The sequence below is a fragment of the Streptomyces sp. NPDC001668 genome, assembly GCF_042893155.1.
Taxonomy (GTDB): Bacteria; Actinomycetota; Actinomycetes; order Streptomycetales; family Streptomycetaceae; genus Streptomyces.
Window position 1 is genome coordinate 617,874 of the sequence record NZ_JBIAUQ010000003.1, and the last position, 25,713, is coordinate 643,586.

At 70.9% G+C, this 25,713-nt stretch carries 22 protein-coding genes; 7 read left to right on the top strand and 15 right to left on the bottom strand.

The window, feature by feature from the left end; genetic code table 11:
- Positions 1-32: 32 nt before the first annotated feature.
- Entirely contained in the window at positions 33-893 is an 861-nt protein-coding gene (locus ACFYZ8_RS12515; protein ID WP_388534784.1) for a transglutaminase-like domain-containing protein, read from the top strand.
- Positions 894-983: 90 nt separating this feature from the next.
- Here ACFYZ8_RS12515 and ACFYZ8_RS12520 read toward each other — a convergent pair whose 3' ends face one another.
- From ACFYZ8_RS12520 to ACFYZ8_RS12555, 8 genes are all read right to left on the bottom strand, one after another.
- The gene (locus tag ACFYZ8_RS12520; RefSeq protein ID WP_359030190.1) at positions 984-1,601 is read right to left on the bottom strand and encodes a response regulator transcription factor; all 618 of its coding nucleotides are present in this window, start codon (positions 1,599-1,601) and stop codon (positions 984-986) included.
- Positions 1,598-2,764 carry a histidine kinase gene (locus ACFYZ8_RS12525; protein ID WP_359030189.1) on the bottom strand — a complete coding sequence of 389 codons (1,167 nt, stop codon included), beginning with the start codon at positions 2,762-2,764 and terminating at the stop codon, positions 1,598-1,600. Before ACFYZ8_RS12525 ends, ACFYZ8_RS12520 begins: the two co-directional genes overlap by 4 nt.
- Positions 2,761-3,501 carry an ABC transporter permease gene (locus ACFYZ8_RS12530; protein WP_359030188.1) on the bottom strand — a complete coding sequence of 247 codons (741 nt, stop codon included), beginning with the start codon at positions 3,499-3,501 and terminating at the stop codon, positions 2,761-2,763. Before ACFYZ8_RS12530 ends, ACFYZ8_RS12525 begins: the two co-directional genes overlap by 4 nt.
- Positions 3,498-4,409: an ABC transporter ATP-binding protein gene (locus tag ACFYZ8_RS12535; RefSeq protein WP_388534789.1), complete on the bottom strand. Its 912-nt coding sequence runs from the start codon at positions 4,407-4,409 to the stop codon at positions 3,498-3,500. The genes ACFYZ8_RS12530 and ACFYZ8_RS12535 overlap by 4 nt, the downstream gene beginning before the upstream one ends.
- A 108-nt stretch (positions 4,410-4,517) precedes the next feature.
- Positions 4,518-7,166 carry a hypothetical protein gene (locus ACFYZ8_RS12540; RefSeq protein WP_389049802.1) on the bottom strand — a complete coding sequence of 883 codons (2,649 nt, stop codon included), beginning with the start codon at positions 7,164-7,166 and terminating at the stop codon, positions 4,518-4,520.
- A 158-nt stretch (positions 7,167-7,324) separates the two neighbouring features.
- Complete coding sequence (locus ACFYZ8_RS12545) at positions 7,325-7,735, bottom strand: DUF6113 family protein (RefSeq protein ID WP_359030185.1); 411 nt, start codon at positions 7,733-7,735, stop codon at positions 7,325-7,327.
- Positions 7,732-8,589, bottom strand: a complete 858-nt coding sequence (mshB, locus tag ACFYZ8_RS12550) for an N-acetyl-1-D-myo-inositol-2-amino-2-deoxy-alpha-D-glucopyranoside deacetylase (protein WP_388534795.1) — start codon at positions 8,587-8,589, stop codon at positions 7,732-7,734. The genes ACFYZ8_RS12545 and mshB overlap by 4 nt, the downstream gene beginning before the upstream one ends.
- A 45-nt stretch (positions 8,590-8,634) precedes the next feature.
- Positions 8,635-8,829, bottom strand: a complete 195-nt coding sequence (locus ACFYZ8_RS12555) for a hypothetical protein (RefSeq protein ID WP_031041890.1) — start codon at positions 8,827-8,829, stop codon at positions 8,635-8,637.
- Positions 8,830-9,017: 188 nt separating this feature from the next.
- Between ACFYZ8_RS12555 and ACFYZ8_RS12560 the strand changes: the two genes are divergently transcribed.
- Complete coding sequence (locus ACFYZ8_RS12560; protein ID WP_388534799.1) at positions 9,018-11,138, top strand: prolyl oligopeptidase family serine peptidase; 2,121 nt, start codon at positions 9,018-9,020, stop codon at positions 11,136-11,138.
- Between the two features lie 122 nt (positions 11,139-11,260).
- Here the strand turns inward: ACFYZ8_RS12560 and ACFYZ8_RS12565 are convergent, their stop codons facing one another.
- The 5 genes from ACFYZ8_RS12565 to ACFYZ8_RS12585 form a co-directional block, all read right to left on the bottom strand.
- Positions 11,261-12,298 carry an ABC transporter ATP-binding protein gene (locus ACFYZ8_RS12565; RefSeq protein ID WP_388534802.1) on the bottom strand — a complete coding sequence of 346 codons (1,038 nt, stop codon included), beginning with the start codon at positions 12,296-12,298 and terminating at the stop codon, positions 11,261-11,263.
- Positions 12,291-13,265: an ABC transporter ATP-binding protein gene (locus ACFYZ8_RS12570; protein ID WP_359030181.1), complete on the bottom strand. Its 975-nt coding sequence runs from the start codon at positions 13,263-13,265 to the stop codon at positions 12,291-12,293. Before ACFYZ8_RS12570 ends, ACFYZ8_RS12565 begins: the two co-directional genes overlap by 8 nt.
- Positions 13,266-13,658: 393 nt before the next feature.
- Positions 13,659-14,633 carry an ABC transporter permease gene (locus tag ACFYZ8_RS12575; protein WP_388534806.1) on the bottom strand — a complete coding sequence of 325 codons (975 nt, stop codon included), beginning with the start codon at positions 14,631-14,633 and terminating at the stop codon, positions 13,659-13,661.
- Positions 14,626-15,549, bottom strand: a complete 924-nt coding sequence (locus ACFYZ8_RS12580; protein ID WP_359030179.1) for an ABC transporter permease — start codon at positions 15,547-15,549, stop codon at positions 14,626-14,628. Before ACFYZ8_RS12580 ends, ACFYZ8_RS12575 begins: the two co-directional genes overlap by 8 nt.
- A 7-nt stretch (positions 15,550-15,556) precedes the next feature.
- The gene (locus ACFYZ8_RS12585) at positions 15,557-17,200 is read right to left on the bottom strand and encodes an ABC transporter substrate-binding protein (protein ID WP_388534809.1); all 1,644 of its coding nucleotides are present in this window, start codon (positions 17,198-17,200) and stop codon (positions 15,557-15,559) included.
- A 417-nt stretch (positions 17,201-17,617) separates the two neighbouring features.
- On the opposite strand from ACFYZ8_RS12585, the gene ACFYZ8_RS12590 reads away from it, so the two are divergent.
- The 5 genes from ACFYZ8_RS12590 to ACFYZ8_RS12610 are packed head-to-tail and all read left to right on the top strand — an operon-like array spanning position 17,618 to position 23,417.
- Positions 17,618-19,486: an ABC transporter substrate-binding protein gene (locus ACFYZ8_RS12590; RefSeq protein ID WP_388534812.1), complete on the top strand. Its 1,869-nt coding sequence runs from the start codon at positions 17,618-17,620 to the stop codon at positions 19,484-19,486.
- Entirely contained in the window at positions 19,479-20,534 is a 1,056-nt protein-coding gene (locus ACFYZ8_RS12595; protein ID WP_388534815.1) for an ABC transporter permease, read from the top strand. Before ACFYZ8_RS12590 ends, ACFYZ8_RS12595 begins: the two co-directional genes overlap by 8 nt.
- Positions 20,531-21,454 (top strand): ABC transporter permease, encoded by a 924-nt coding sequence (locus tag ACFYZ8_RS12600; protein ID WP_359030176.1) that lies wholly within the window; start codon positions 20,531-20,533, stop codon positions 21,452-21,454. Before ACFYZ8_RS12595 ends, ACFYZ8_RS12600 begins: the two co-directional genes overlap by 4 nt.
- Positions 21,451-22,443, top strand: a complete 993-nt coding sequence (locus ACFYZ8_RS12605) for an ABC transporter ATP-binding protein (protein ID WP_388534818.1) — start codon at positions 21,451-21,453, stop codon at positions 22,441-22,443. Before ACFYZ8_RS12600 ends, ACFYZ8_RS12605 begins: the two co-directional genes overlap by 4 nt.
- Entirely contained in the window at positions 22,440-23,417 is a 978-nt protein-coding gene (locus ACFYZ8_RS12610; RefSeq protein ID WP_388534821.1) for an ABC transporter ATP-binding protein, read from the top strand. The genes ACFYZ8_RS12605 and ACFYZ8_RS12610 overlap by 4 nt, the downstream gene beginning before the upstream one ends.
- Before the next feature lie 98 nt (positions 23,418-23,515).
- On the opposite strand, the gene ACFYZ8_RS12615 is transcribed toward ACFYZ8_RS12610, so the two are convergent.
- Both ACFYZ8_RS12615 and ACFYZ8_RS12620 read right to left on the bottom strand, forming a co-directional pair.
- The gene (locus tag ACFYZ8_RS12615; RefSeq protein WP_359030173.1) at positions 23,516-24,664 is read right to left on the bottom strand and encodes a dipeptide ABC transporter ATP-binding protein; all 1,149 of its coding nucleotides are present in this window, start codon (positions 24,662-24,664) and stop codon (positions 23,516-23,518) included.
- A complete protein-coding gene (locus ACFYZ8_RS12620; protein WP_388534825.1) occupies positions 24,657-25,706 on the bottom strand; it encodes an ABC transporter ATP-binding protein in 1,050 nt (349 codons plus the stop codon). Before ACFYZ8_RS12620 ends, ACFYZ8_RS12615 begins: the two co-directional genes overlap by 8 nt.
- Positions 25,707-25,713 lie beyond the last annotated feature (7 nt).

Below are 25,713 nucleotides of genomic sequence, written 5' to 3' on the forward strand. Positions count from 1 at the left end.
TAGCGATCGCCGCGAAAGGGCACGAGCCAGCTATGCGTCCCCCGAATCCTCCTTGTCCGCCCTCGCCCGAGCGTTCCGCCGAGCTCCGGAGGCGGTTCGCCGAAGAGGCGCGGTCCGAGCGGCCCGATCTGTCCGCGCTGTGCCTGCTCGTGGGCGCGCAGGCCGACGGGACGCTCGACGAGGCCGGCATCGACGCGGCCCAGATCGAACTGGACGAACTCGCCGGGCAGTTGCCGTTCCGGCCGGGCGGCCCGCGGTCATGGGCGGTGTCGCTGAGGGAACTGCTGGGCGACCGGCGGGGGTTCCGGGGTGCGGCTGTCGACTACCAGCGGCTGGAGTCCTCGTTGCTGCACGAGGTGCTGGGGCGGCGGCGTGGGCTGCCGATCCTGCTGTCCGTGGTGTGGATGGAGGTGGCCCGGCGGGCGGGAGCTCCGGTGTACGGGGTCGCTCTGCCGGGGCACTTCGTGGTCGGGTTCGGGCCGCCCGAGGAGCAGGTGCTGGCCGATCCGTTCGACGGGGGGCGGGTGCTGGCGGGGGCCGACGCCGAGCTGCTGGTGGCCGGGGCCACGGGAGGCTCGTTGGAGCCGTCGATGCTGGTGCCCGCGCGGACCCTGGACGTGGTGCAGCGGATCCTGAACAACGTGCGGGCGTGGGCGGCGGCCCGGCCGGAGCGGTCGGATGTGGGGCTGTGGGCTGTGGAGCTGGCCTTGCTGTTGCCTTCACATCCGGCGCGACTGCGGTACGAGCGGGCGCAGTTGCTGGTGCAGCGGGGGGACTTCGTCGAGGGGGCCGGGGAGTTGGAGGCGTATGCGGGGGTGGTGGCTGCGGTGGATGAGGCGGCGGCGGGGCGTCTGCGACAGCAGGCGCGGGCCGCGCGAGCGAGGTTGAACTGACCGCTGCACGGCGCCTGCGGCCGGGTGGGGGCTTGCCGCGCCCGCGCGGCGGAGCCGCATATTGACACAGCCCCGCGCCCCTGAAGGCCCTTACAGCCAGCCCTTCTCTCTCGCGATCCGGACTGCCTCCGCCCTGTTCCGTACCGCCAGTTTTTGAATCGCCGTCGAGAGGTAGTTGCGGACCGTGCCCTGGGAAAGGTGGAGGGTCTGCGCCAACTCCGCGTTCGTGGAACCGTCCGCCGCTGCCCGCAGGACCTCTTTCTCCCGGTCCGTCAGCGGGTTCGCGCCCTCCGCCAGTGCCGCTGCCGCCAGCGTGGGGTCGATGACCCGCTCCCCCGCGAGCACCTTGCGTACCGCGTCCGCGAGTTGGGCCGCGGGGGCGTCCTTGACCAGGAAGGCGTCCGCGCCGGACTCCATGGCACTGCGGAGGTAGCCGGGGCGGCCGAAGGTCGTGAGGATGACCAGCTTGACGGCCGGGAGTTCCTTGTGGAGCTGTGCCGCCGCCTCTATGCCCGTGGCGCCCGGCATCTCGATGTCCATGAGGGCCACGTCGATGTCGTGGGCGCGGGCCGCCGCCAGAACCTCGTCGCCGCGCGCCACTTGGGCGACGACCTCGATGTCGTCCTCCAGGCCGAGCAGGGCGGCCAGGGCCTCGCGGACCATCGACTGGTCCTCGGCGAGCAGGACCTTGATCGTGCGGCTCGTCATGAGGCGGATCCTACGTCGGCCGCGGAACCGGCGGGCACACGGGCGACCAGCCGGAAGCCGTGCCGGGTGCCGCCGGCCTCCAGGGTGCCGCCGGCCTTCTCCAGGCGTTCGGTGAGACCGGTCAGGCCGTTGCCGGGGGCGTTGCCCGCGCCGCCCGAGCCGTCGTCCTCGACGGTGAGTTCGAGCCGCGGCCCGTCGAGGGTCTGGCGGCGCAGCAGCTCGACCGTGCAGCCGCGGGCGCCGCTGTGCCGTACGACGTTGGTGACCGCCTCGCGCAGGGCCCAGGCGAGGGCCGCCTCGCTCTCCTCGGAAACGCCGGTGAGGTCGGGTTCGGCGGGCAGCGTGGCGGTGACTCCGGCGGCCGTCAAGGCGACCTGGGCGCCCGCGAGTTCCGCGGCGAGCCGGGGGCGCCGGTAGCCGGAGACGGCCTCGCGGACGTCCACCAGGGCCTGGCGGCTGACCTGTTCGATGTCGGCGACCTGCTGGGCCGCCTTGTCGGGGTGGGCGGGGAGCATCCGGCCCGCCAGCTCGCTCTTCAGGGTGATGAGGGACAGGGAGTGGCCGAGGAGGTCGTGCAGGTCGCGGGCCAGCCGCAGCCGCTCCTCGTTGGCGGCGAGCTGGGCGACCCGTGCCCGCGCCTCGCGCAACTCGATGGCCGTACGGACGAGTTCACGTACCCCGGTCATCGCGAAGCCGCCGAGCAGGGCCGGGATGAGCAGGGCGCCGATGTAGTCCGAGCCGTCGGCGACGACCAGGGCGAGGCCCGCCATCAGGGCGGACGCGGCCGGGATGCTCCAGCGGGCGAGCCGCAGCGGCAGGGCCGCGCCGGACGCGATCGACACGTACACGAACAGGACGAGCCACTCGCGGCCCAGGGTGAGGACGAGCAGGGTCGACTCGGCGGAGAGGACCGCGAGGGAGACGAGCACGAAGTCCTGGGCGTTGCGGCGGCCGGTCCTGAACAGCAGGGCCAGGTACCAGGCGACGAATCCCGCGAGGCCGAGCCATCCCAGCACCACGGCCGTGACGCCGTGGCCGCCGTGCAGGAGGTCCGAGACGGGCGCGCTCAGATAGACCAGCCAGATGCCCGTCCACAGCATCTTGACCATCATCTGCTTGCGGGTCTCCGGGCGCTGCCCGATCCCGACGCCGGTGCCGCTCACGCCTTCAACGTGTCCTTCCGGTACAGCCAGGCCGCGCCGCCCGCGAACAGGGCGAAGGAGACGGCCAGGATGGCGATGTCCTGTGCGTGCGGGGCGCGGCTCTGTTCGATGGCCTGCCCGAGGGCAGCGTACGCGTGCGTGGGCAGCCACTTGGCGATGTCCTGGAGCCACTGCGGGAAGGTCGTCGCCGGCATCCACAGGCCGCCCAGCATCGAGAGCCCGAAGTAGGTGATCATCGTGATCGGGCGGACCGCGTCCCCGGTGGCGAGGTAGCCGATGGCCACGCCGAGCGCGGCGAACACGAGGCTTCCGGCCCAGATCGCGCCGGTGAGGGCGAGCCACTGCCAGGCGTCCAGGCGTACGTCCTTCACGACCGCGGCGACGACGAACACGACCACGATCGAGGGCAGGCTCACCACGGCCGCGCTCGCGGTCTTGGCGAGGACGTAGCCGCGGCCCGGGAGCGGGGTCAGCCTCAACTGCCGTACCCAGCCGCCTTCCCGTTCCTTCGCGATGCGCTCGCTGTTGCCCATCAGGACGGCGGTCAGGGCGCCGAAGGAGGCCATCGAGACCATCATGTAGGTCGCGACCGTCAGGCCGGTCCCGTCGACCTTGTCGGTGGTCCCGGAGCCGCCCGCGATGATCAGGAACAGCAGCGACGGGTACAGCACCGAGAAGAACAGGAACTTGCGGTTGCGCAGGGCGCGGACGAGTTCCAGCTTGATCAGGCTGTTCATGACTGCTTGGCCTCCTCGGCCTCGGTGATGGCGACGAAGGCCTGCTCCAGGCCGAGCCCGGCGACTTCGAGGTTGCGGGGGTAGACGCCGAGGCCGTAGAGGGCGTGGACGGTCGCGTCGGCGTCGGTGGACTGGATGCGGACGGTCTGGCCGGAGATGTCCACGGAGGTGAGGAAGGGGAGGTCGCGCAGCGGCCCCTCGTCGATCGTGCCCTCCAGGTCGAAGGCGATCCTGCGGGCGCCCGCCTTGGCCTTGATCTCGGCGGCGGTGCCGTCGGCGAGCAGGCGGCCCCGGTGCAGCACCAGCACCCGGTCGGCGATCGCGTCCGCTTCCTCCAGGTAGTGGGTGGCGAAGAGGACCGTACGGCCCTGGTCGGCCTGTTCGCGCATGGTGGCCCAGAATGCCTGGCGGGTGGTGACGTCCATGCCGGTCGTCGGCTCGTCCAGGACGATCAGGTCGCTGTCGCCCGCGGTCGCGAGGGCGAAGCGGACCCGCTGGGCCTGGCCGCCGGAGAGCTTGTTGACCTTGCGGTCGGCGATCTGGGCGATCCCGGCGCGGGCGAGGACGTCGTTCGGCTTGTACGGCTTCGGGTGCAGATCGCAGGCGAGGCGGACCAGCTCGGCGACCGTGACCTCGTCCATCAGTCCGCCGCTCTGCAGCATCGCGCCCACGCGTCCGGCGACGATCGCCTCACGCGGGGTGGTGCCGAAGAGCCGGACGCTGCCGCTGTCGGGCTGCTTGAGGCCGAGCAGCAGATCGAGGGTGGTGGACTTGCCGGCGCCGTTGGGGCCGAGCAGCGCCACGGTCTCCCCCGGGCGCAGGGTCAGGGCCAGTCCGTCCACGGCGCGTACCTCGCCGTATGCCTTGCTCACCTGGTCGAAGGCGACCACCGGGGCTGTCGTTGTCATGCGCCCATGGTGGCTTCGCGCGCACGGTGGCGGGCAGTGTCGGCCGTCCGGAGTGCCGCATGACAGATGTCATGTCTGCGGCACTCCGGGGCGCGGTGCTCCGAGCGGTCAGCTCGGGTTCGTGTCGATGGCCACGATGCGCTCGGCCGGCGTCTTGCCGCGCAGGGCCTTGCGCAGGGCGGAGGCCACGTCCTCGGGCAGGACGTCGCGCTTGCCGCTCGCGCCGTTGATCTGCACGCCCGCGAAGGTGGTGCCGTACGCCTCCTTGAGCGCTTCGAGGTTGTACGTCTCCACGAGCTTGCCGTCGACCGCCTTGAAGCCCAGGATCTTCGGCAGGGACAGCGAGCCGAACTTGATGCTGTGCGTCGCGTCGGTCTTGATGATGACGATCTCGGACATCGCGGGCTCCGCGAAGTCCTTCATCATCCGGTCGACCTCGGCGTTCGAGATCGTCGGCTGCTTGGTCGTCGTCGGGAGCGTGACCGAGCCGGCGGTGCCGGTCTCCACCTGGGTGCGGTACGCCTCCTCGACCGCGGTGGTCGACCTGGCGACGTCGATGCCCTTGCCGGCCTTGCCGTACACGGCGACGGCCTTGCCGCCCACGAACTTGATCGTGCCGTCGGTCGCCGAGCCGGTGCCGCCCGAGGCGTTCTGCAGGGCCGCCTGGAGCTTCTCCTCGTCGACCGGCATGACCGGGTCGACGACCCGGTGGTTGCCGAAGAGGGAGCCGATGACGGAGACCGGGTTGTAGTCGCTCTTCGCGGCCGCGGCGACCGTGGCCTGGTCGTCGAGCTGGAGCCCCGCCTGGTCCGGCCTGAGCGAGACGGTGTCACCGCCGACCGACAGCTTCAGCGGCGCGTCGATCCGCTTGCCGAGGGCGTCGTCGAGCTTCTTGACGGCGTCGTCGCGGGTCCCGCCGCCGATGTCCACGCCGAGCACGGTGGTGCCCTTGGGGACGTCGGAGCGGTTCATCAGCAGACCGGCTCCGTAGGCGCAGGCGCCGAGGAGGACCACGGTGCCGCCGACCATCGCCAGCTTGCTGCGGCCCTTCTTTTTCTTCTTCTTCGACGAGGCGGCCGGAGCCTCCTGCGACCCGGTGTCGGGCAGCTTCGGGGGCGTACGGCCTTCGGTGCCCGGCCCGGGGGCGTTCTGGGTGCCTGACGGGACGACCGGCATACCGCTGGTGACGGTGTGCCCGGAGACGTTGTCCGGGGTGCCGTAGCCGGGAGCGCCCGGTCCGGGGGCCGGCTTCTGCGGGGTGAGGATCGCGGTGTCGTCGCTCAGACCGCCGCCGGGCCCGAAGCCCGCGCCGGGAGCGCCGCCGAGTGTGCCGCCGGGGGTGGCGGCGCCGGGGCCGCCGAGGGTGCGGGGGCCGCGCTGAGCGGACCGGCCGGGCTGACCGCCAGGGCCTCCGGGGGCACCGGGGGCACCGGGGGCACCGGGGGCACCGGAGCCTGCGAGGCCGCCGGAGATTCCGGGGCCGCCCGGGCCGCCGAGGGTGCCGGGAGCGCCGGAACCGCCGGGGCCACCCGGGCCGCCGCCCGGGCCGCGGGAGCCGCCCGGGCCGCCGGGGCCGCCCGCGCCGCGTGTGCCGTTGCCCGGGCCGCCGGGACCGCCCTGGCCGCCGAAGCCGTCGGGACCGTTGAACGATTCGCCGCCGAAGGACTCGGCCCTGGCGAAGGGGTCCGCGGGCGGCACGACCGGGCCGTCGCCGGTGACCGGGCCGCCGGTCGGGCCCGCGGGCCCCTGGGGCCCACCCGGGCCGCCGGGGCCCTGCGGTCCGCCGTAGCCACCGCCGTAGTCGATCTGGCCGCCGCCCTGGCCGCCGTAGTCGATCTGGCCGTTCTGCCCGCCGGGACCGCCGAGGTCGCCCTGCGTGCCGAAGCCGCCGTGCGTGTTCGGGCCGTCCTGGCCGCCGAAGCCGCTCTGACCGTTCGGACCGCCGGGGTCGCCGTAGCCGGCCTGGCCGTCCGGCCCGGCGGTGCCGTTGCCGTTCTCCGCGAAGTACGGGAGGTCGTCGCGGCGGGGTTCGGTGCCGCGCTGGCCGGCGTTCAGGGCCTCGGTGACGTCGAAGGAGCCCGTGCCGCCGCCGTGGCCGGGGGCGACCGGACCGCCGGTGGCGCCCGGGAGCCCGGCGCCGTTGGTGCCGCCGCCGGAGCGGGAACCGCCCGGCACGCTCATCGAGCCGACCACACCACCGGGCCGGCCGGCCCCGTGACGCCCCCCACCAGAAGCGGCCGCACCGGGACCAACGGCACCCGGACGCGCACCGCCCGCGCCGCCGTCCGCACCCGGCGTCCCTGCTGATGAACCGCCCGGCAGACCTGCCCCGTTGGTCGCGCCGCCACCCGGACCGCCCTTGGCGGGGCCGGACTTGCGTGGCGCGAACCAGTCGCTCGCCTTCTCCTCGGCGGCGGGCGCCGCGGGGTCGGCGGGCAGTTCGACGGTGCCGGTGGTCGAGGAGGGACTCGGCGTCGGCGCCTCGGGCTCGGGACCGCTGTCGGCGGAACTCTCCGTCTCCGCGACGGGCTGGCGCACGACGACCGGCGGAATGGGCCGCGATCCGGGGATGTTGATCCGGATCCGGGTCGTCAGCGTGGTCTCGGTCTTGCGCTCCTCCGGCCGCGCGGCCGAACGGCCCGCGTCCGGACCGCCGTCGGAAGCCATGGGCGTCCCGTACGGCGGCGTGCCCGAGGGGTAGGCGGCTCCGCCGCGCCCGTTGGGCCCGGAGGACGGACTGTCAGTTTCACGACTCAAGGCAGGTTCTCCCGGTTGGCTCCGCCGCCCGTTTCGACCTCACTGCTTCGGGCGTCGGCGGCGCGCACCACCATACTGGCCACTTCTGGCCTGTATCCCACGACCGCTGGGGAAACCCACACGGGACTCGCACGCGCGCGATGCGGAGAAGTGGTACGTCACTTGCCAAGTCGGACGGCGTCGCCGCCCGGTTGCCGCCCCTGCCCAAGGGTGGCGCAGATCACAGCCAGAGCCATGCCACCGAGCAGGAAGAGATAGGAGCCGCTTCCTGCGGCGAAGACGAAGTCGCCTTCCGGACGGCTGGTGGTGAGGAAGATGACGGCGATCATCCAGCCGCCGGCGGGCGCCACGGCTCCGGCGCGGCTGCCGGCGGCGCGTGCTCCCCCGAGCAGCAGTCCGGCCTCGCCGAGCAGCGCCAGCAGCAGTCCGCCCGGGAACCAGCCGCCCTGCACCAGCGCTCCGGCGGCTCCCACCACCGCGCCGAGCAGGAAAAGGCCGAGGTAGGCGGCGGCCCGCCCGGCCGAGGGGCGCTGCAGGGGCTGGGCCAGCATCGACGTACGGTCGCTCATGACGCGCCCTCGATCCCGGAGAACAGGTCGCTCTCCCTCGTATCCCCGTGTTCCCCTCTCACCAATTCGTAGTACTCGGTGGTGAAGAGGGGTTGCGCGAGTTCGTTGGAGAGCGCGAAGTACGCCCCCGACACGTCGATCTGGGTCGCGTGCGCGGTCATCGCGGCGCTCTTGGCGGCGGCGTACGCCGTGCCGTCGATCTGCGTGGTGATCCGCTCGTCGTCCACCACTCCCGGTACGTCGCCGAGGGCGGCGGCCTTGGCGAAGGGGAGTCCGGACAGGTCGTCGTGGAGGCGCGCGAAGGCCCGCTCGCCGACCGTGCGCGGTACGCGGTTCCAGTAGACCTTCCGGATCTCCCACCCGGCGTCCGCGGCGAGCTCGACGGCCCGCATGGCGACGCGGTGGGCCTGGATGTGGTCGGGGTGGCCGTAACCGCCGTGGTCGTCGTAGGTGACGAGGACCTGGGGGCGGACATCGAGGATCACCTCGACGAGATGGCGGGCCGCCTCGTCGACGTCGGCCTGCCAGAAGCACGCCGGGTCGTCGTTCTCCGGGAGGCCCATCATTCCGGAGTCCTGGTAGCGTCCGGCGCCGCCGAGCAGGCGGGCGTCCTCGACGCCGAGTGCCCGCAGGGCCGCGGTGAGCTCGCCCAGCCGGTACTGGCCCAGGGCGGCGCCGGTCAGGTGCCGCAGCCCGGGCGGGATGACCTCGCCGAGCTCACCGAGGGTGCAGGTGACCAGGGTCACCCGGGCTCCTTCGGCCGCGTACCTGGCCATCGTCGCGCCGTTGTTGATCGACTCGTCGTCCGGGTGCGCGTGCACCAGGAGAAGGCGCCGAGCGGGCTGTTCCGTCATGGCCCCACCTTACGAGGAGCCACCGACAGTCCCGCTCAGCCCGTGTCAGAACTTGATACTGCCGATCATGCCCGCGATGTTCGTCGTCAGCTCGCTGATCGTCGGGGCGATCGAGGAAGCCGCGAGATAGAAGCCGAGCAGGATGCAGACGACCGCGTGACCGCCCTTCAGACCCGACTTCTTGATCAGCAGGAAGACGATGATCGCCAGCAGCACCACCGCCGAAATCGAGAGTGCCACGGCGGCTCACCTCCAAAGAACCCAGGGACGTGGGGGGTCGGACGGGAACGGAACTATGGGGGCAGATAAATCCATACAGCAGCCAGCGGATTCATACCCACTATGCGGTAGTGATCATAACTATCCGGGCCTGCGCATCCGTCGGCGCACGGCCGCACAAGGGGGCGCATGGCCAATATGGTCAGGGCATGACGACCGAGCCTGACTCCTTTCCCCGCCGGCACGCCCGTACCCAGCGCTTCACGCTCGGCGCGCCGCGCGCGTTCAGCGTGGCGCCCGACGGATCGCGTGCCGTGTTCCTGCGCTCGAACTCCGGCACGGACCGGGCCAATTCACTGTGGGTGCTCGACATGCCGGACGGCGGGGAGCGCGTCGCGGCCGACCCGCGCGCCCTCCTGGGCGGCACCGAGGAGCGCCTGTCGCCCGAGGAGCGGGCGCGTCGCGAACGCAGCCGCGAGGGCGGTGCCGGCATCGTCGGCTACGCCACCGACACCGCCGTCGAGTTGGCCTCTTTCGCCTTGTCAGGGCGGCTTTTCGCAGCGGAGCTGCGGGCCGGCACGGCACGTGAACTGCCCGTCCCGGGACCGGTGATCGACCCGCGTCCCTCCCCCGACGGACGGCACGTCGCGTACGTCGCCCAGGGGTCCCTGCGGGTCGTGGGCGCCGAGGGCGAGGGCGACCGGGTGCTCGCCGCCCCGGAGTCGGATCAGGTCACCTACGGACTCGCGGAGTTCATCGCGGCCGAGGAGATGGGCCGGTCACGGGGTTTCTGGTGGTCGCCGCGGTCGGACCGGCTGCTGGTCGCGCGCGTGGACGACACGCCGGTGCGGCGCTGGTGGATCTCCGATCCGGCCCACCCGGAGCGTGAGCCACAACACGTCCCGTACCCGGCGGCGGGCACCCCCAACGCGGACGTACGGCTGTTCGTGGTCGCTCTGGACGGGGTGCGCACGGAGGTCTCCTGGGACCGCGTGCGCTATCCGTATCTGGCCCATGTGCACTGGTCAGCGGCGGGTGCCCCGCTGCTGCTCGTACAGGCGCGCGACCAGCGCAGTCAGCTGTACCTGGCGGTGGACCCGGAGTCCGGCGCGACCCGGATGGTGCACGCGGACGAAGATCCAATTTGGCTGGATCTTTTCCCTGGAGTGCCCTGCTGGAGCCCTTCGGGACAGCTCGTGCGGATCGCCGACGAGGGCGGTGCGCGGGTGCTCGCGGTGGGCGAACGGCCGCTGACCGGACCGCAGTTGCACGTCCGCGCGGTGCTGGACGTCGGCGCGGACGACGTGCTGGTCTCGGCGTCGGCCGGTACGGCGACCGAGTCCCCGGAGACCGGCGAGGTGCACGTCTACCGGGTGAACGAGCTCGGAGTGGAGCGCGTGTCGCAGGAACCCGGCGTGCACTCGGCGGTGCGCGCCGGGGGCGTGACCGTGCTGGTGTCGGCGGCGCTCGACCGGCCGGGCGCCCGAGCGCGGGTTCTGCGCGACGGCAAGGAGACGGCGACCGTCACGTCGTACGCAGAAGATCCCGGTTTGACCCCGCGCGTGACCCTGACCGAGGGGGGCGCACGGAGGATTCCGTGCGCCGTGCTTATGCCGCAGGACTACGCCGGTGACAGCCCCCTTCCGGTTTTGCTCGACCCGTACGGGGGTCCGCACGGGCAGCGGGTGGTCGCCGCGCACAACCCGCACCTCACCTCGCAGTGGTTCGCCGACCAGGGCTTCGCGGTGGTCGTGGCCGACGGCCGGGGCACCCCGGGCCGCTCCCCCGCCTGGGAGAAGGCCGTCCGGGACGACCTCGCGGCGGTGGTCCTCCAGGACCAGGTCGACGCGCTCCAGGCGCTCGCCGCGGACTTCCCGCTCGACCTGTCCCGGGTCGCGATCCGCGGCTGGTCCTTCGGCGGCTATCTGGCCGCCCTCGCGGCACTGCGCCGTCCGGACGTCTTCCACGCGGCGGTGGTCGGCGCCCCGGTGACCGATCTGCGCCTGTACGACACCCACTACCAGGAGCGCTACCTCGGCCACCCCGACGAGCAGCCGGAGTCCTACCGCCGCAACTCCCTGGTCGGCGACGAGGGCCTGGTCGACGCGGTCGAGCCGCACCGGCCGATGATGATCATCCACGGCCTCGCGGACGACAACGTCGTGGTCGCCCACTCCCTGCGCCTGTCCTCGGCCCTGCTGGCCGCGGGCCGCCCGCACGAGGTGCTGCCGCTGTCCGGGGTGACCCACATGACCCCGCAGGAGACGGTCGCGGAGAACCTGCTGCGGCTTCAGCTGGACTTCCTGAAGCGGTCGTTGGGGATGGCCTAGGCACGGCAGCGGGCCGGGACGACATGGCGCGTCCCGGCCCGCTTACGGCACCCGCACGGCCGTACGCTCTAGAGACTGACGCGTCCGTATATCGGAACCGGGTCAGCCAAGTTGCCGCCGTGTTACTCCGCCCCCTCCACCGGCACGACCTGCTTCTCCTCCGCGAAGTGACAGGCCGAGTCGTGCGCGGCCGGGCTGTCCAGGAGCCGGAACTCCGCCGGCACCGCCAGCGCCGGGACCTCAAGGGCGCAGCGCTCCCGCGCCTTCCAGCAGCGGGTGCGGAAGCGGCACCCGGACGGGATGTTCGTCGGGGACGGGACGTCACCGGCGAGGATGATCCGCTCGCGGTGTTCGCGGGCCTCCGGGTCGGGCACCGGCACGGCGGACAGCAGCGCCTGGGTGTAGGGGTGGGTCGGATGGTCGTAGATCTCCGCGTCCCGGCCGATCTCGACGATCCGTCCGAGGTACATCACCCCGACCCGGTCCGAGATGTGCCGCACGATCGACAGGTCGTGCGCGATGAAGAGGTACGACAGCTCGAACTCGCTCTGCAGCCGGTCCAGGAGGTTGATCACCTGGGCCTGGACGGAGACGTCTAGGGCGGAGACCGGTTCGTCGGCGACGATCACCTCGGGGCGCAGGGCCAACCCGCGCGCGATGCCGATGCGTTGGCGCTGGCCGCCGGAGAACTGGTGCGGATAGCGGTTGATGTACTCGGGGTTGAGGCCGACGACGTCCAGCAGGTCCTGGACCTTCCTGCGCCGGTCGCCCTTGGGAGCCACCTCGGGGTGGATGTCGTACGGCTCCCCGATGATGTCGCCCACCGTCATACGGGGGTTGAGCGAGGTGTAGGGGTCCTGGAAGACCATCTGGATGTTGCGGCGGACCGACTTGAGCGCCTTGCCGGACAGCTTGGTGATGTCCTCGCCCCTGTACTTGATCAACCCTTGCGTGGGGCGCTCAAGATTGACGAGCAGCTTGGCGACGGTTGACTTGCCGCAGCCGGACTCCCCGACGATGCCGAGGGTCTCTCCCTTGGCGAGCGTGAAGTCCACACCGTCCACGGCCTTGACGGAACCGACCTGTTTCTTGAACAGGATGCCCTGGGTCAACGGGTAGTGCTTGACCAGTCCACCCACTTCCAGGATCGACTCAACCATGGAGGCACTCCGTCCAGAAGTGACAGGCACTGGTCCGTCCGTCGTCAACGTCGTACAGAGGGGGTACGTCGGTGCGGCAGACGTCCCTGGCCATCGGGCAGCGGGGGTTGAAGGCACACCCCGGCGGGATGTTCATCAGGTTGGGCGGCAGTCCCTTGATGGCGTACAGCTCCTGCCCCTTCTGGTCGAGACGGGGGATGGAGTCGAGAAGGCCGCGCGTGTAGGGGTGGGCCGGTGCCTTGTAGATGTCGTGGACGGGGGCCTGCTCGACGATCCGGCCGGCGTACATCACGGCGATCCGGTCGGCCACGTCCGCGACGACACCGAGGTCGTGGGTGATGAGGATGAGCCCCATGTTGTACTCGCGCTGGAGCTCGGCCAGCAGGTCCATCACCTGGGCCTGGACGGTGACGTCGAGGGCGGTGGTGGGTTCGTCGGCGATGATCAGCGCGGGTTCCAGGGCGAGCGCCATCGCGATCATGATGCGTTGGCGCATGCCGCCGGAGAACTGGTGCGGGTAGTCCTTGACGCGCTCCCTGGCGGCCGGGATACGCACCCGGTCCATCAGCTCGACGGCCCTGGACCGGGCGTCCTTCTTCGACATCCCCCGGTGCACGACGAACATCTCGCCGAGCTGGTCGCCGACGGAGAGCACGGGGTTGAGGGAGGACAGCGCGTCCTGGAAGATCATCGCCATCTCGGCGCCGCGGACCCTGCGCCGCTCGTCCTCCTTCAGCTTCAGCAGATCCTGGCCCTGGAAGACGATCTCGCCCCCGGTGATCCTTCCTGGAGGCATGTCGAGGATCCCCATGATCGCCTGCGCGGTGACCGACTTCCCCGACCCTGACTCCCCGAGCACCGCGAGCGTCTCGCCCGCGTCGACCCCGTAGTCGACCCCGTTGACCGCCTTGGCCACTCCGTCCCTGGTCCTGAACTCCACATGCAGATCACGCACTTCGAGCAACACGGCGACTCACCTCAGCTTCGGGTCGGGGCGTCGGCGGTGGCGCCGCGGGTGGGAGGGACGGGGCGGGGTCGGCCGAGCGGGCCTGGCGCGCTGAATCCCGGGGCGTCCGTCCCCGCCGCACCGGCAGACGCCCCGGCCGACCACCTCCCTTCCGGAGCTCGCACCGGGTACGGCGGCGCCGCCCAGGGCGAACAGGAGCGAGCGGGGCGCCCGTCGGCGACAACACCACGGACACGACGACGCGGCGCGGGCCGTCGGCAGAGCCGGACATGCCGCGCCTGCCGGCCCGGGCCTTCCCGCACGGACCGTCCGCAGCGCACCCCGGCCGCGCGCCCCCGCGCCCGCCGGGACGACGGCGAAGCCGATCCCGCCGGACTCCGCACCCACGTCCGCTCACCTCAGCTTCGGGTCGAGGGCGTCGCGGACCGCGTCGCCGAGCATGATGAAGGCGAGGACCGTGACCGCGAGGGCTCCGGCCGGCCACAGGAGCATGTGGGGGGCGTTGCGGATGTAGGCGGAGGCCGCGGAGATGTCGATGCCCCAGCTGACCGTGGGGGGCTTCAGGCCCACGCCGAGGTAGGAGAGGGTGGCCTCCAGCGAGATGTACGTGCCGAGCGCGATGGTCGCGACGACGATCACCGGGGCCACCGCGTTCGGGGTGATGTGGCGCAGCAGCAGGCGGGAGTTGGAGGCGCCCAGGGCCCTGGCCGCCTGCACGTAGTCGTTCTGCTTGGCGGTGATGACCGAGCCGCGCGCGATGCGGGAGATCTGCGGCCAGCCCAGCAGCACCATGAACCCGATCACCGGCCACACCGTGCTGCTCGTGACGACCGACAGGAGCACCAGGCCGCCGAGGACCACCGGGATCGCGAAGAAGATGTCGGTCGTGCGGGACAGGATCGAGTCCCAGAAGCCGCCGAAGAAGCCCGCCAGGCCGCCGAGGACCGACCCGAGGAGGGCGACGCCCAGCGTGGCGCAGACGCCGACCGTCACCGACGTACGGGCGCCGTACACCGTGCGCGTGTAGACGTCGCAGCCCTGGCCGTCGTAGCCGAAGGGATGGCCGGGCTGTGAGCCCTCCTGGGCCTTGGACAGGTCGCACTTCAGGGGGTTCCCCGAGGCGATCAGCGACGGCCACAGGGAGATGACGACCAGGAAGAGGATCACCAGGGCGGAGATGATGAAGACGGGGTTGCGGCGCAGGTCGCGCCAGGCGTCGGACCACAGGGAGCGGGGCTTGTCGGAGGGGCCGCCGCCGTCCGGGCCCGCTGCCTTCTCCAGCGTCGCGCCCTCCGACGTCGCGAGGTCCATCGCGCCGCCCATTCCGGTCGCGGCGATCGCGCCCTCCGGCTGCTGGGGCTCAGGCATAGCGGATCCTGGGGTCGAGGACGGCGTACAGGAGGTCGACGAGCAGGTTGGCCACCAGGAACACCAGGACCAGGACGGTGACGAAGCCGACCACGGTCTGGGTGTTCTGGCGCAGGATGCCCTGGTAGAGCTGGTAGCCGACGCCGTGGATGTTGAAGATGCGCTCGGTGACGATCGCGCCGCCCATCAGGGCGCCGATGTCGGTGCCGATGAAGGTGACGACGGGGATGAGGGAGTTGCGCAGCAGGTGGCGCGTGATGACCCGGCTGCGGGGCAGCCCCTTCGCCACGGCCGTGCGGACGTAGTCGGAGCGGCGGTTCTCCGCGATGGACGTACGGGTCAGCCGGGTCACGTACGCCAGCGACACGGAGGCGAGGACCAGGCCGGGCACGATCAGCTCGTCGAAGCCGGCGTCCGTGGACACCGACGGTTTGATCCAGCCCCACTGGACGCCGAGGAGCAGCTGGAGCAGCAGACCGGTGACGAAGGTGGGGATGGAGATCACGACGAGGGTGAGCAGGAGGACGCCGGTGTCGACGGGCCGGCCGCGCTTGAGCCCGGTGATCACGCCCAGCGTGATGCCGACGACGATCTCGATGAGGATCGCGACGATCGTGAGCCGGATGGTGACCGGGAACGAGGTCGACATCAGCTCGGTGACCTTCTGGCCGTTGAAGGCGGTGCCGAAGTCGCCGGTGAAGACGTTCCCCATGTAGGTCAGGTATTGCTGCCAGACCGGCTTGTCGAGGCCGAACTCCTTCTTGAGCTGGGCGGCCGTCGCCGCGTCGCACTGTTTGTCGCCGCACAGGCCCGCGATGGGGTCGCCCATCACGTTCACCATGAGGAAGATCAGCAGGGTCGACCCGATGAACACCGGGATCATCTGCAGCAGGCGGCGGACGACGTACCGTCCCATGGCGGGGTCAGCCGACCTTGATCTCGTTGTAGACGGGGACGCTGAACGGGTTGAGCTTCACGTTCGAGAGCCGCTCGGAGTAGCCCGCGCTGCCGTTCTGGTACCAGAGCGGGATGGCGGCCATGTTGTCCCGTACGACCTTCTCGGCGTCCTGGAACTTCCCGATGGCCTTCGCGGTGTCGGTCTCGGCGTTGGCCTCGTTGACGAGCTTGTCGAAGTCCTTGTTGGACCACTTGCCGTCGTTGGAGGAGGCGTTGGTGTAGTAGAGCGGCTGGAGGAAGTTCTGGATGAGCGGGTAGTCCATCTGCCAGCCCGCCCGGAAGGGGCCGCTCATCTTCTTCGCGGTGATCTGGCTGCGGAAGTCGGCGAAGGTGCCGACGGGGTTGCCGACGCAGGCCTTGTCGTTGTCGAGGGCGTTGTTGATGGAGTTGCAGACGGCGTCGACCCACTGCTTGTGGGAGCCGGTGTCCGCGTTGTAGGTGATCTTGATCTTGCCACCGGGGAGGCCGCCCCCCTCCTGGATGAGCTTCTTGGCGGCGGCGGGGTCGTAGTCGCAGGCGTCCCCGCACAGACCGTCCTGGAAGCCGCCTTCCTTGCCGAGCACCGGGGAGGTCCAGTCGGTGGCGGGGGTGCGGGTCTTCTGGAAGATCGTCTCGGTGATCTGGTCGCGGTTGATGGCCCGGGAGAGACCGGTGCGGACCTTCTCCATGCCGGCCTTGTCCCAGTTCTTGTCGTAGAACGGGAAGGCGAGGGTCTGGATGATGCCGGCCGGCGTGTTGATGTAGCGGTCGCCGAGGTCGCTGCCGACGTTCTTGAGCTGGGCGGCCGGGATGTCGTCGACGAGGTCGAGGTTGCCGGCCATGAGGTCGGTGTAGGCGGTGTTGTTGTCGGTGTAGACCTTGAGGGTCACCCCGCCGTTCTGCGCCTTGTCCGGGCCGGTGTAGCCGTCCCACTTCTTCAGGGCCATCTGCGAGCCCTTGGTGTACGAATCGATGGTGTACGGCCCGTTGCCGACCGGCTTCTTCAGCCAGCCCGCGTGGTCCTTGAAGAACGCCTGCGGGAGCGGGGCGTAGGCGGGGTAGCCGAGGGTGTCGGGGAAGGTCGAGAACTTCTGGTTGAGCTTGACGGTGAAGGTCCTCGGGCCGGTGACCTTGAGGCCGGACAGGGTGTCGGCGGTCTGCTTGCTGCCGTCCTCGGGGTGCGTCTTGTCGTAGCCGTCGATGTAGCCGAAGAAGTAGGCGTTCTTCTGGTTGTTCTTGAGGGAGGCCCCGTAGTTCCAGGCGTCCACGAACGACTGGGCGGTGACCTTCTCGCCGTTGCTGAAGGTCCAGCCGTCCTTGACCGTGATGGTGAAGTTCTGCGAGTCGCTCGTGTCGATCTTCTCGGCGAGCATGTCCTCGGCCTTGCCGGTCTCCGGGTTGTACTTCTTCAGGCTGCGGAAGATCATGTCGAGGACCTTGCCGCCCTGCACCTCGTTGGTGTTGGCCGGCTCCAGCGGGTTCTGCGGATCGCCCCAGGACGAGCTCAGCACCGCGCCGGCGTCACCGCTGCCACCGCTGTCGCTGCCGTTGTCCCCACCGCCGCAGGCCGTCGCCGCGAGGGCTACCGCCGCCGCGCAAGCGGCCCATCTGGCGTGTGTGGCTCCACGCATGGAGTGCCTCCTCCTGAGTGCGCTGTGCGTCGCGCAGTGCCGCGGCACCGAAGTGCCGAGTCTTTGCGCCAAATATCCACACCGTGACGAGGTGCCACCTGTTCTCGGCACCCGTCCGGGGCACCGGTCCCCCATCCGGGTGGCGCCCGTCCGCGAACGCGGCCGACGCGGCTCGCCCCTTCCGCCACCGGCGTCGCCAGGGCTCCACCAGCGGCTCTTCACCGGTGTGGACCATTGGCTGATTCGCGACCCTCAGCTGGTTGTTTCCGCAGGCCACACGGGCTTTCACGCGCCGTTGACGCGCGCAGACGACCGCTGGTAGACACACTCATCAATTGAGCAGACGTCACCCGGTCAAGTCCTTTGACGCAGTCCAACAAGCCGTCCCTGTGCGAGCGATGACGCGAGGTCACGACCATGAGCACACAAGTCCACGGCAGGGGGCTCTCGGGCCCGAGGAGAGCACGCCCCCGTGTGGCCCGACTCGTCGCCGTCGGTTCCGCCGCGCTGGTGCTGTCGGCCGGGCTCGCGACCCCCCTGAGCCCGGCGCCGCAGCGAGCCGAAGCCGCGCAGGACGACAGAGTCCTGACCGTCGCGGTCGCGCAGAGCGTGGACTCGCTGAGCCCGTTCCTGGCGCAGCGGCTGGTCAGCACCAGCATCCACCGGCTCATGTACGAGTACCTGACCAACTACGACCCCAAGGACAACCACGCCATCCCCGGCCTGGCCACGCAGTGGAAGTCGTCCCCCGACAAGCTGACCTGGACCTACACGATCCGCTCGGACTCGAAGTGGTCGGACGGCCGGCGGGCCACCGCCGAGGACGCGGCGTGGACGTTCAACAAGATGATGACCGACGAGGGCGCCGCCACCGCCAACGGAAGCTTCGTCGGCAACTTCAAGAAGGTCACTGCCCCCAGCCCCACTCAGCTGGTCGTCCAGCTGAAGAAGCCGCAGGCCACGATGACCGCCCTCGACGTGCCGATCGTGCCCAAGCACGTCTGGGAGAAGGTCGACGACTTCTCCGAGTTCAACAACGACAAGAGCTTCCCGGTCGTCGGGAACGGCCCGTTCGTCCTGGAGGACTACAAGCCCGACAGCTACGTACGGCTCAAGGCGAACAAGGACTTCTGGCGGGGTGCGCCGAAGTTCGACGAGCTGGTCTTCCGCTACTACAAGGACCAGGACGCCGCCGTGGCCGCCCTGCGCAAGGGCGAGGTCTCCTTCGTCGCGGGCTCCCCGTCGCTGACGCCCGCGCAGGCGGCCTCCCTGAAGGGCGAGAAGAACATCCACGTCAACGACGCCCCCGGGCGCCGCTTCTACGCCCTCGCCACCAACCCGGGCGCCAGGGCGAAGAACGGGCAGAAGTTCGGTGACGGGGACCCCTCCCTGCTGGACCAGCGGGTGCGGCACGCCCTGTTCATGGCGGTCGACCGCAAGACCATCATCGACAAGGTGTTCCAGGGCCATGCCGCCGAGGGCGAGGGCTACATCCCGCCACGCTTCTCTCAGTACTTCTGGAAACCCTCGGCGAGCCAGGAGCTCGGCTACGACCCCGGGAAGGCGTCCCGGCTTCTCGACCAGGCGGGCTACCGGAAGAACAGCGCGGGCAAGCGCCTCGGCAAGGACGGCAAACCGCTCACGTACCGGGTCCTGTGCCACGCCACCGACCCGAACGACAAGGCGGTCGGCCAGTACCTGACGGAGTGGTGGGGCAAGCTCGGCATCGGCGTCACCCTCGACTGCCTGGACAACGTCACCGACCCCTGGCTCGCCGGCACCTACGACCTCGCCTTCGACGGCTGGTCGGTCAACCCCGACCCGGACTTCGTCCTGTCCATCCACACCTGCGCGGCCCTGCCCGCCACCCCGAAGGACACCGGCGCCACCGACAACTTCATCTGCGACCAGCGCTACGACGACCTGTACGCACGCCAGCTCGCCGAGTACGACCCCGCCGAACGGGCCACGATCGTCAAACAGATGGAGTCGCGGCTGTACGACCTGGGGTACATGAACGTCATGGCGTACCCGAACGCCGTCGAGGCCTACCGGACCGACCAGATCAAGTCGATCCGGACGATGCCGAGCGCGGCGGGCAACATCTACGGCCAGGACGGCTACTGGAGCTGGTGGTCGGCGGTCCCGGCCGCCTCGGACGGGTCCTCCGACGACTCTGGCTCGACCGGTCTGGTCATCGGCGGAGTGGTGGTCGCCGTGCTCCTGGTGGGCGCCGGGGTGCTCTTCGCGGTGCGGCGCCGGTCCACGGCCGACGACCGTGAGTAGCGCCGGGAGAACCGCCGGTCCGGCACTGGCCGGGCCGGCGGTCCGAGTCCGCAGCCCACGGGCCCGCACCACCGCGGCATATCTCCGCTACGGTGCCGGGAAGCTGGGGGGTGCCGCCGTCTCGCTGCTCGCGGTGCTGATCACCGGCTTCTTCCTGTTCCGGCTGATCCCGGGCGACCCGGTCCGGACCATGACCGGCGGCCGCCCGGTGTCCGCCGAGCAACTGGCCGTGTACCGGAGGGAGTTCGGGCTGGATCTGCCGGTGTGGCAGCAGTTCACGGACTACTGCGGCAAGGCGCTCACCGGCGACCTCGGCACCTCGTACCAGTTCCGCGCCCCGGTCGTCGACAAGATCGGCGAGGCGCTGCCGAACACCCTGCTGCTGACCGGTACGGCGTTTGTCCTCTACACCGCGCTCGGCATCTTCCTCGGTACCCGCGCGGCCTGGCGCCACGGCCGGCTCGGGGACCGGCTGAACACCGGTCTGGCGCTGACGCTCTACTCCATCCCGTCGTTCTGGCTGGGCCTGCTGCTCATCATCGTGTTCTCGGTGGGTGTCGGCCCGATCCCCGGGTTGTTTCCCACCGGCGGCATGGAGTCGGGGGGCGAGGAGGGCTTCGCGTACGTCATCGACGTCGCCCACCATCTGGCCCTGCCGGTGATCACGCTGGTCGCGGTGGAGTACGGCCAGACCCTGCTGGTGAGCCGCTCGGCGCTGCTGGACGAGATGGGCAGTGACTATCTGACCACCGCCCGGGCCAAGGGCCTCAGGGACGACCTGGTCCGGCGCCGGCACGCGGTGCCGAACGCGCTGCTGCCGACCGTGACCCTGGTCTTCGTCAACCTCGGCCGGACGGTCGCGGGGGTCATCCTCGTCGAGACGGTGTTCTCCTGGCCGGGTCTGGGCGGGCTGTTCTACCAGGCCCTGAGCGTGCCGGACCTGCCGCTGGTCCAGGGTCTGTTCCTCTTCTTCGCCGCGGCGGTGATCATCATGAACACGCTGGCCGACCTGGTCTATCCCCTGCTCGACCCCCGGGTGGGACGATGACGGCCGAGACCCCGGCGCGGGCCGACGAGGTCAGCCCGCGCAAGCTCGCCCGGCAGCGCCGCCGGCGGTCCGCCGCGCGGTTCTGGGCGCAGTACCGCACCCACCGCGCCGGGCTGGCCGGCCTGGCCGTGCTCACCCTGCTCGCCCTCGTCGCGCTCACGGCACCGCTGACGGTCGGCTCCGACGTGGCCGGCGTGACCGACGCGCCGGGGCAGCCGATGGAGAGTCCGAGCCCGGAGTTCCCGCTGGGCACCGACCGGTTCGGGCGTGACCTGCTGGGCCTGGTGGTGTGGGGCTCGCGGGTCTCGCTGCTGGTGGGCCTGCTGGCGGCGGTGCTGTCCGTGACGATCGGCACGCTGGTCGGCGTCACGTCCGGGCACTTCAAAGGGGCGTACGCGACCGTGCTGATGCGGGTCACGGACTGGTTCCTGGTGATGCCGACGCTGGTGCTGGCCATCGCGCTGGCCACCGTGATGTCCCGCTCCCTGGGCACGGTGGTCCTGGCGATCGGCGTGACCACCTGGCCGACGACCGCCCGGCTGGTGCGGGCGCAGACGCTGGCGGTGGAGTCACGGCCGTACATCGAACGCGCGAAGGCGCTCGGCGGCGGGCACGGACACATCATGTCCCGGCATGTGCTGCCCAATGTGATGCCGCTGGTGCTGGCGCAGGCGACCCTGATGGTGTCCGCCGCGATCCTCGCCGAGGCCACGCTGGCGTTCCTCGGGCTCGGTGATCCGACAGTGGTGTCGTGGGGCGGCCTGCTCCAGGAGGCGCGGGAGGCGGGTGCGGTGAGTTCCGGGGACTGGTGGTACCTGGTGCCGCCCGGCATCGCGATCGTGGTGGTCGCGCTGGCGTTCACCCTGTGCGGCCGTGCGGTGGAGTCGGTGCTCAATCCCATGCTGGGGGTGGACCGTTGACGCTGCTGGAGGTGCGGGGCCTGGAGGTGACCTACCCGGGCGGGGCCGCCGCCGTGCGGGGTGTGGACCTGTCCCTCGCGGCGGGGCAGAAGCTCGGTATCGCGGGCGAGTCGGGTTGCGGCAAGTCCTCGCTGGCGCTCGCGCTGCTCAGGCTGCTGCCCGCCGGGGCCCGGGTCACCGGGGAGGTGCTGCTGGACGGCGAGGACGTGCTGACCATGCGGTGGGGACAGGTGCGCGCGGTCCGCTGGGCGGGGGCCTCGATCGTCTTCCAGGGCGCGATGCACTCGCTGAACCCGGTGCACCGCGTGGGCGACCAGATCGCCGAGCCGATCCTGCTGCACCGCAGGACGACGGCGTCGGCGGCGAGGAAGCGGGCCGGGGAGCTGATGGAGCAGGTGGGTCTGCCGGCGGCGCGGGCGGCGGCGTACCCGCACGAGCTGTCCGGCGGACAGCGCCAGCGGGTGATGATCGCCATGGCGCTGGCCTGCGCACCGCGCCTCATCATCGCCGACGAGCCGACCACCGCGTTGGACGTGATGATCCAGGCACAGATCCTGCGCCTGATCGAACAGTTGGTCAGCGAACAGGACCTCGGCCTGATCATGATCAGCCATGATCTGGCGGTCCTGGCCGACACCTGTGACCGGCTGGCGGTGATGTACGCCGGCCGGGTGGTCGAGGAGGGGCCCGCCCGGGAGGTCCACGAGGACGCCCGGCACCCCTACGCCAACGCCCTCTCGGCCGCGTTCCCGCGCATCGGTGACCCGGCCTCCCGGTTCGCCCCGCGCGGCCTGGCCGGTGACCCGCCCGATCCGGCGGCGCTGCCCTCCGGCTGCACCTTCCATCCGCGGTGCCCGGTCGCGCTGGACTCGTGTGCCGCCCATGACCAGGAGCTGCGGGAGGCCGGGCCGGAGCGGCGGGCGGCCTGTGTGCACGTGGGGACGACGGTGCCGGGTCCGGCCACGGCCACGGAGGACGCGAGGACATGACGTTGCTGACCGCTGAAGGGCTCCATGTCACCTACCCCGGCCGGCACGGCGACCCGCCGACCCGCGCGGTGGACGGTGTCGAACTCGAAGTGCGGGCCGGGGAGATCGTGGCGCTGGTCGGCGAGTCGGGCTGCGGCAAGACGACCCTGGCCCGCGCCCTGCTGGGCCTGGTCCGGCCCAGCGAGGGCCGCGTCAGCTTCGGCGGGCGGCCGCTGGCGTACTCCTCCCGGGCGCTGAAGGCGTACCGCAAACGCGTCCAGCTGGTCCTCCAGGACCCGACGGGGTCACTCAACCCACGGCACACCGTGTACGACGTGGTGGCGGAGGGGCTGCGGATCCACGGGTACGGCGGGAACGAACGGGAAGCGGTGGCCGGAGCGCTGTCCCGGGCGGGGCTGCGGCCCCCCGAGCGCTTCTTCCTGCGCTACCCGCACGAGCTGTCCGGCGGCCAGCGCCAGCGGGTCGTCATCGCCGGCGCGCTGGTCCTGGAGCCCGAACTCCTCGTCGCCGACGAGCCGGTGGCCTCACTGGACGCCTCCGTACGCGGCGAGATCCTGAGCCTGCTGCTGCGCCTGCGCGCCGAACTGGGCCTGTCCGCGCTGGTGGTGACGCACGACCTGGGCCTGGCGTGGAACATCGCCGACCGGGTCGCGGTCATGTACCTGGGCCGGATCGTGGAGACGGGTGAGGTCGAGCAGGTGCTGACGAACCCCCGTCACCCGTACACCCAGGCCCTGTTGTCGGTCCTTCCGGACGCCCCCGGCGACCCGGTCGTCCTCACCGGCGAACCGCCGGACCCGTCCCACATCCCCTCCGGTTGCCGCTTCCACGCCCGCTGCCAGATCCTGGCGAGCGGGGAGGCGGAACGGGCGGGGGTCGCGGGGGCGTGCCGGGGAGAGGATCCCGGGGTGCTGGACGGGCGTGAGGAGGGGCAGGTGGCGTGTCACTGGGCGCGGGCGGGGATCACCGCCTGAGGCCGGGCCGGCGGGACCGGGGACCGGTCCACCACGAGACACGCGGGCCCGCCCGCCGGCTCCCGGCAGCCCCGTGAGGATGCCGGGACCGGGGCGCGTCAGGCCGCGTGCACGACGTCCTTCTCCTCGGCGAAGTGGCACGCTGACTCGTGGGCCGCCGGGGTGTCCGCGCCCTTGAAGCGCTCGGGGACGGCCAGCAGGGGGACCTCCTCGGCGCACTTGTCCTGGGCCTTCCAGCAGCGGGTGCGGAAGCGGCAGCCCGAGGGCGGGTTGGCCGGAGACGGCACGTCACCGGTGAGGATGATCCGCTCGCGGCCCTCACGGGCGTCCGGGTCCGGCACCGGGACCGCCGACAGCAGCGCCTGGGTGTACGGGTGCGTCGGGTGGTCGTAGATCTGCTCGTCCGAACCGATCTCGGCGATCTTGCCGAGGTACATGACCCCGACCCGGTCCGAGATGTGCCGGACGATCGACAGGTCGTGCGCGATGAAGATGTAGGACAGGTTGAACTCGTCCTGCAGCCGCTCCATCAGGTTGATGACCTGCGCCTGGACGGACACGTCCAGCGCCGACACCGGCTCGTCGCAGACGATGACCTCCGGGTTGAGGGCCAGACCGCGCGCGATGCCGATGCGCTGGCGCTGTCCGCCGGAGAACTGGTGCGGGTACCGGTTGATGTATTCCGGGTTCAGGCCCACCACGTCGAGGAGTTCCTGCACCTTGCGGCGGCGGTCGCCCTTCGGCGCCGCCTCCGGGTGGATCTCGAAGGGCTCGCCGATGATGTCGCCCACCGTCATACGCGGGTTGAGCGAGGTGTACGGGTCCTGGAACACCATCTGGATGTTGCGGCGGACCGCCTTCAGCGCACGCCCGGACAGCTTGGTGATGTCCTGGCCCTTGTAGAAGACCTCACCGGCGGTCGCCCGCTCCAGGGTCATCAGGAGCTTCGCCACCGTGGACTTGCCGCAGCCGGACTCGCCCACGATGCCCAGGGTCTCGCCCTGGTACAGGTCGAAGGAAACCCCGTCGACGGCCTTGACCGCGCCGATCTGCCTCTTGAAGAGGATGCCCCGGGTGAGCGGGAAGTGCTTCACCAGGTTGCGCACCTGGAGGATCGGCTCGCCCCGTTCGACGGGCGCCTCGATCGCGGCGACCGCCTCCGTCTCGGAGTGGGCGTCCACGACCTCGACGTCGGAGACGTTCGGCGTGGCGTCCTGCGGCTCGTCGTTCTTGCTGAGCTCAGCCATGGATCGTCTCCTTCCAGAAGTGGCACGCAGAGGCGCGGCCGGGCAGCTCGCCACCGTCCGGCTCGCTGACCGGGAACAGGTCCGGGACGTCCGTACGGCAGATGTCCTGGGCCTTGGGGCAGCGCGGGTTGAAGGCGCAACCGGTCGGGATGTGCAGCAGGTTGGGCGGCAGGCCCTTGATCGCGTACAGCTCCTGGCCCTTCTGGTCCAGGCGCGGGATGGAGTCCAGCAGACCCCGCGTGTACGGGTGCGCCGGACGCTTGTACAGCTCGTGCACCGGGGCACGCTCCACGATCCGGCCCGCGTACATCACCGCGATCTTGTCCGCGACGTCGGCGACCACACCGAGGTCGTGGGTGATCAGGATGAGACCCATGTTGTACTCGCGCTGCAAGTCGGCGAGCAGGTCCATGACCTGCGCCTGGACCGTCACGTCGAGAGCCGTGGTGGGCTCGTCGGCGATGATCAGGTCCGGCTCCAGAGCCAGCGCCATGGCGATCATGATGCGCTGGCGCATACCTCCGGAGAACTGGTGCGGGTAGTCGTTGATCCGGGCAGCGGCGGCCGGGATCTTCACCCGGTCCATCAGCTCGATCGCCTTGACCTTGGCGTCCTTCTTGGACAGGCCCTGGTGGACGCGGAACATCTCGCCGAGCTGGTAGCCCACGCTGAGCACCGGGTTGAGCGAGCTGAGCGCGTCCTGGAAGATCATGGCGATCCGGCGGCCGCGGATCTTGCGGCGCTCCTCGGCGGACATCCTCAGCATGTCCTGGCCGCGGAAGAGGATCTCGCCCTGCGGGATCTGCGCCGGCGGCATGTCGAGGATGCCCATGACCGCCTGCGCGGTGACGGACTTCCCGGAGCCGGACTCGCCGAGCACGGCGAGCGTCTCGCCCGCGCTCACGCTGTAGTTGACGCCGTTGACGGCCTTGACCACACCCTCGCGGGTGTGGAACTCGACGTGCAGGTCACGCACTTCGAGCAGCGGCCCGTCGTCGCCCTCGCGCGGCGAGGGCACGGCTGCTTCTTCGATGATGGTCACGTACGCC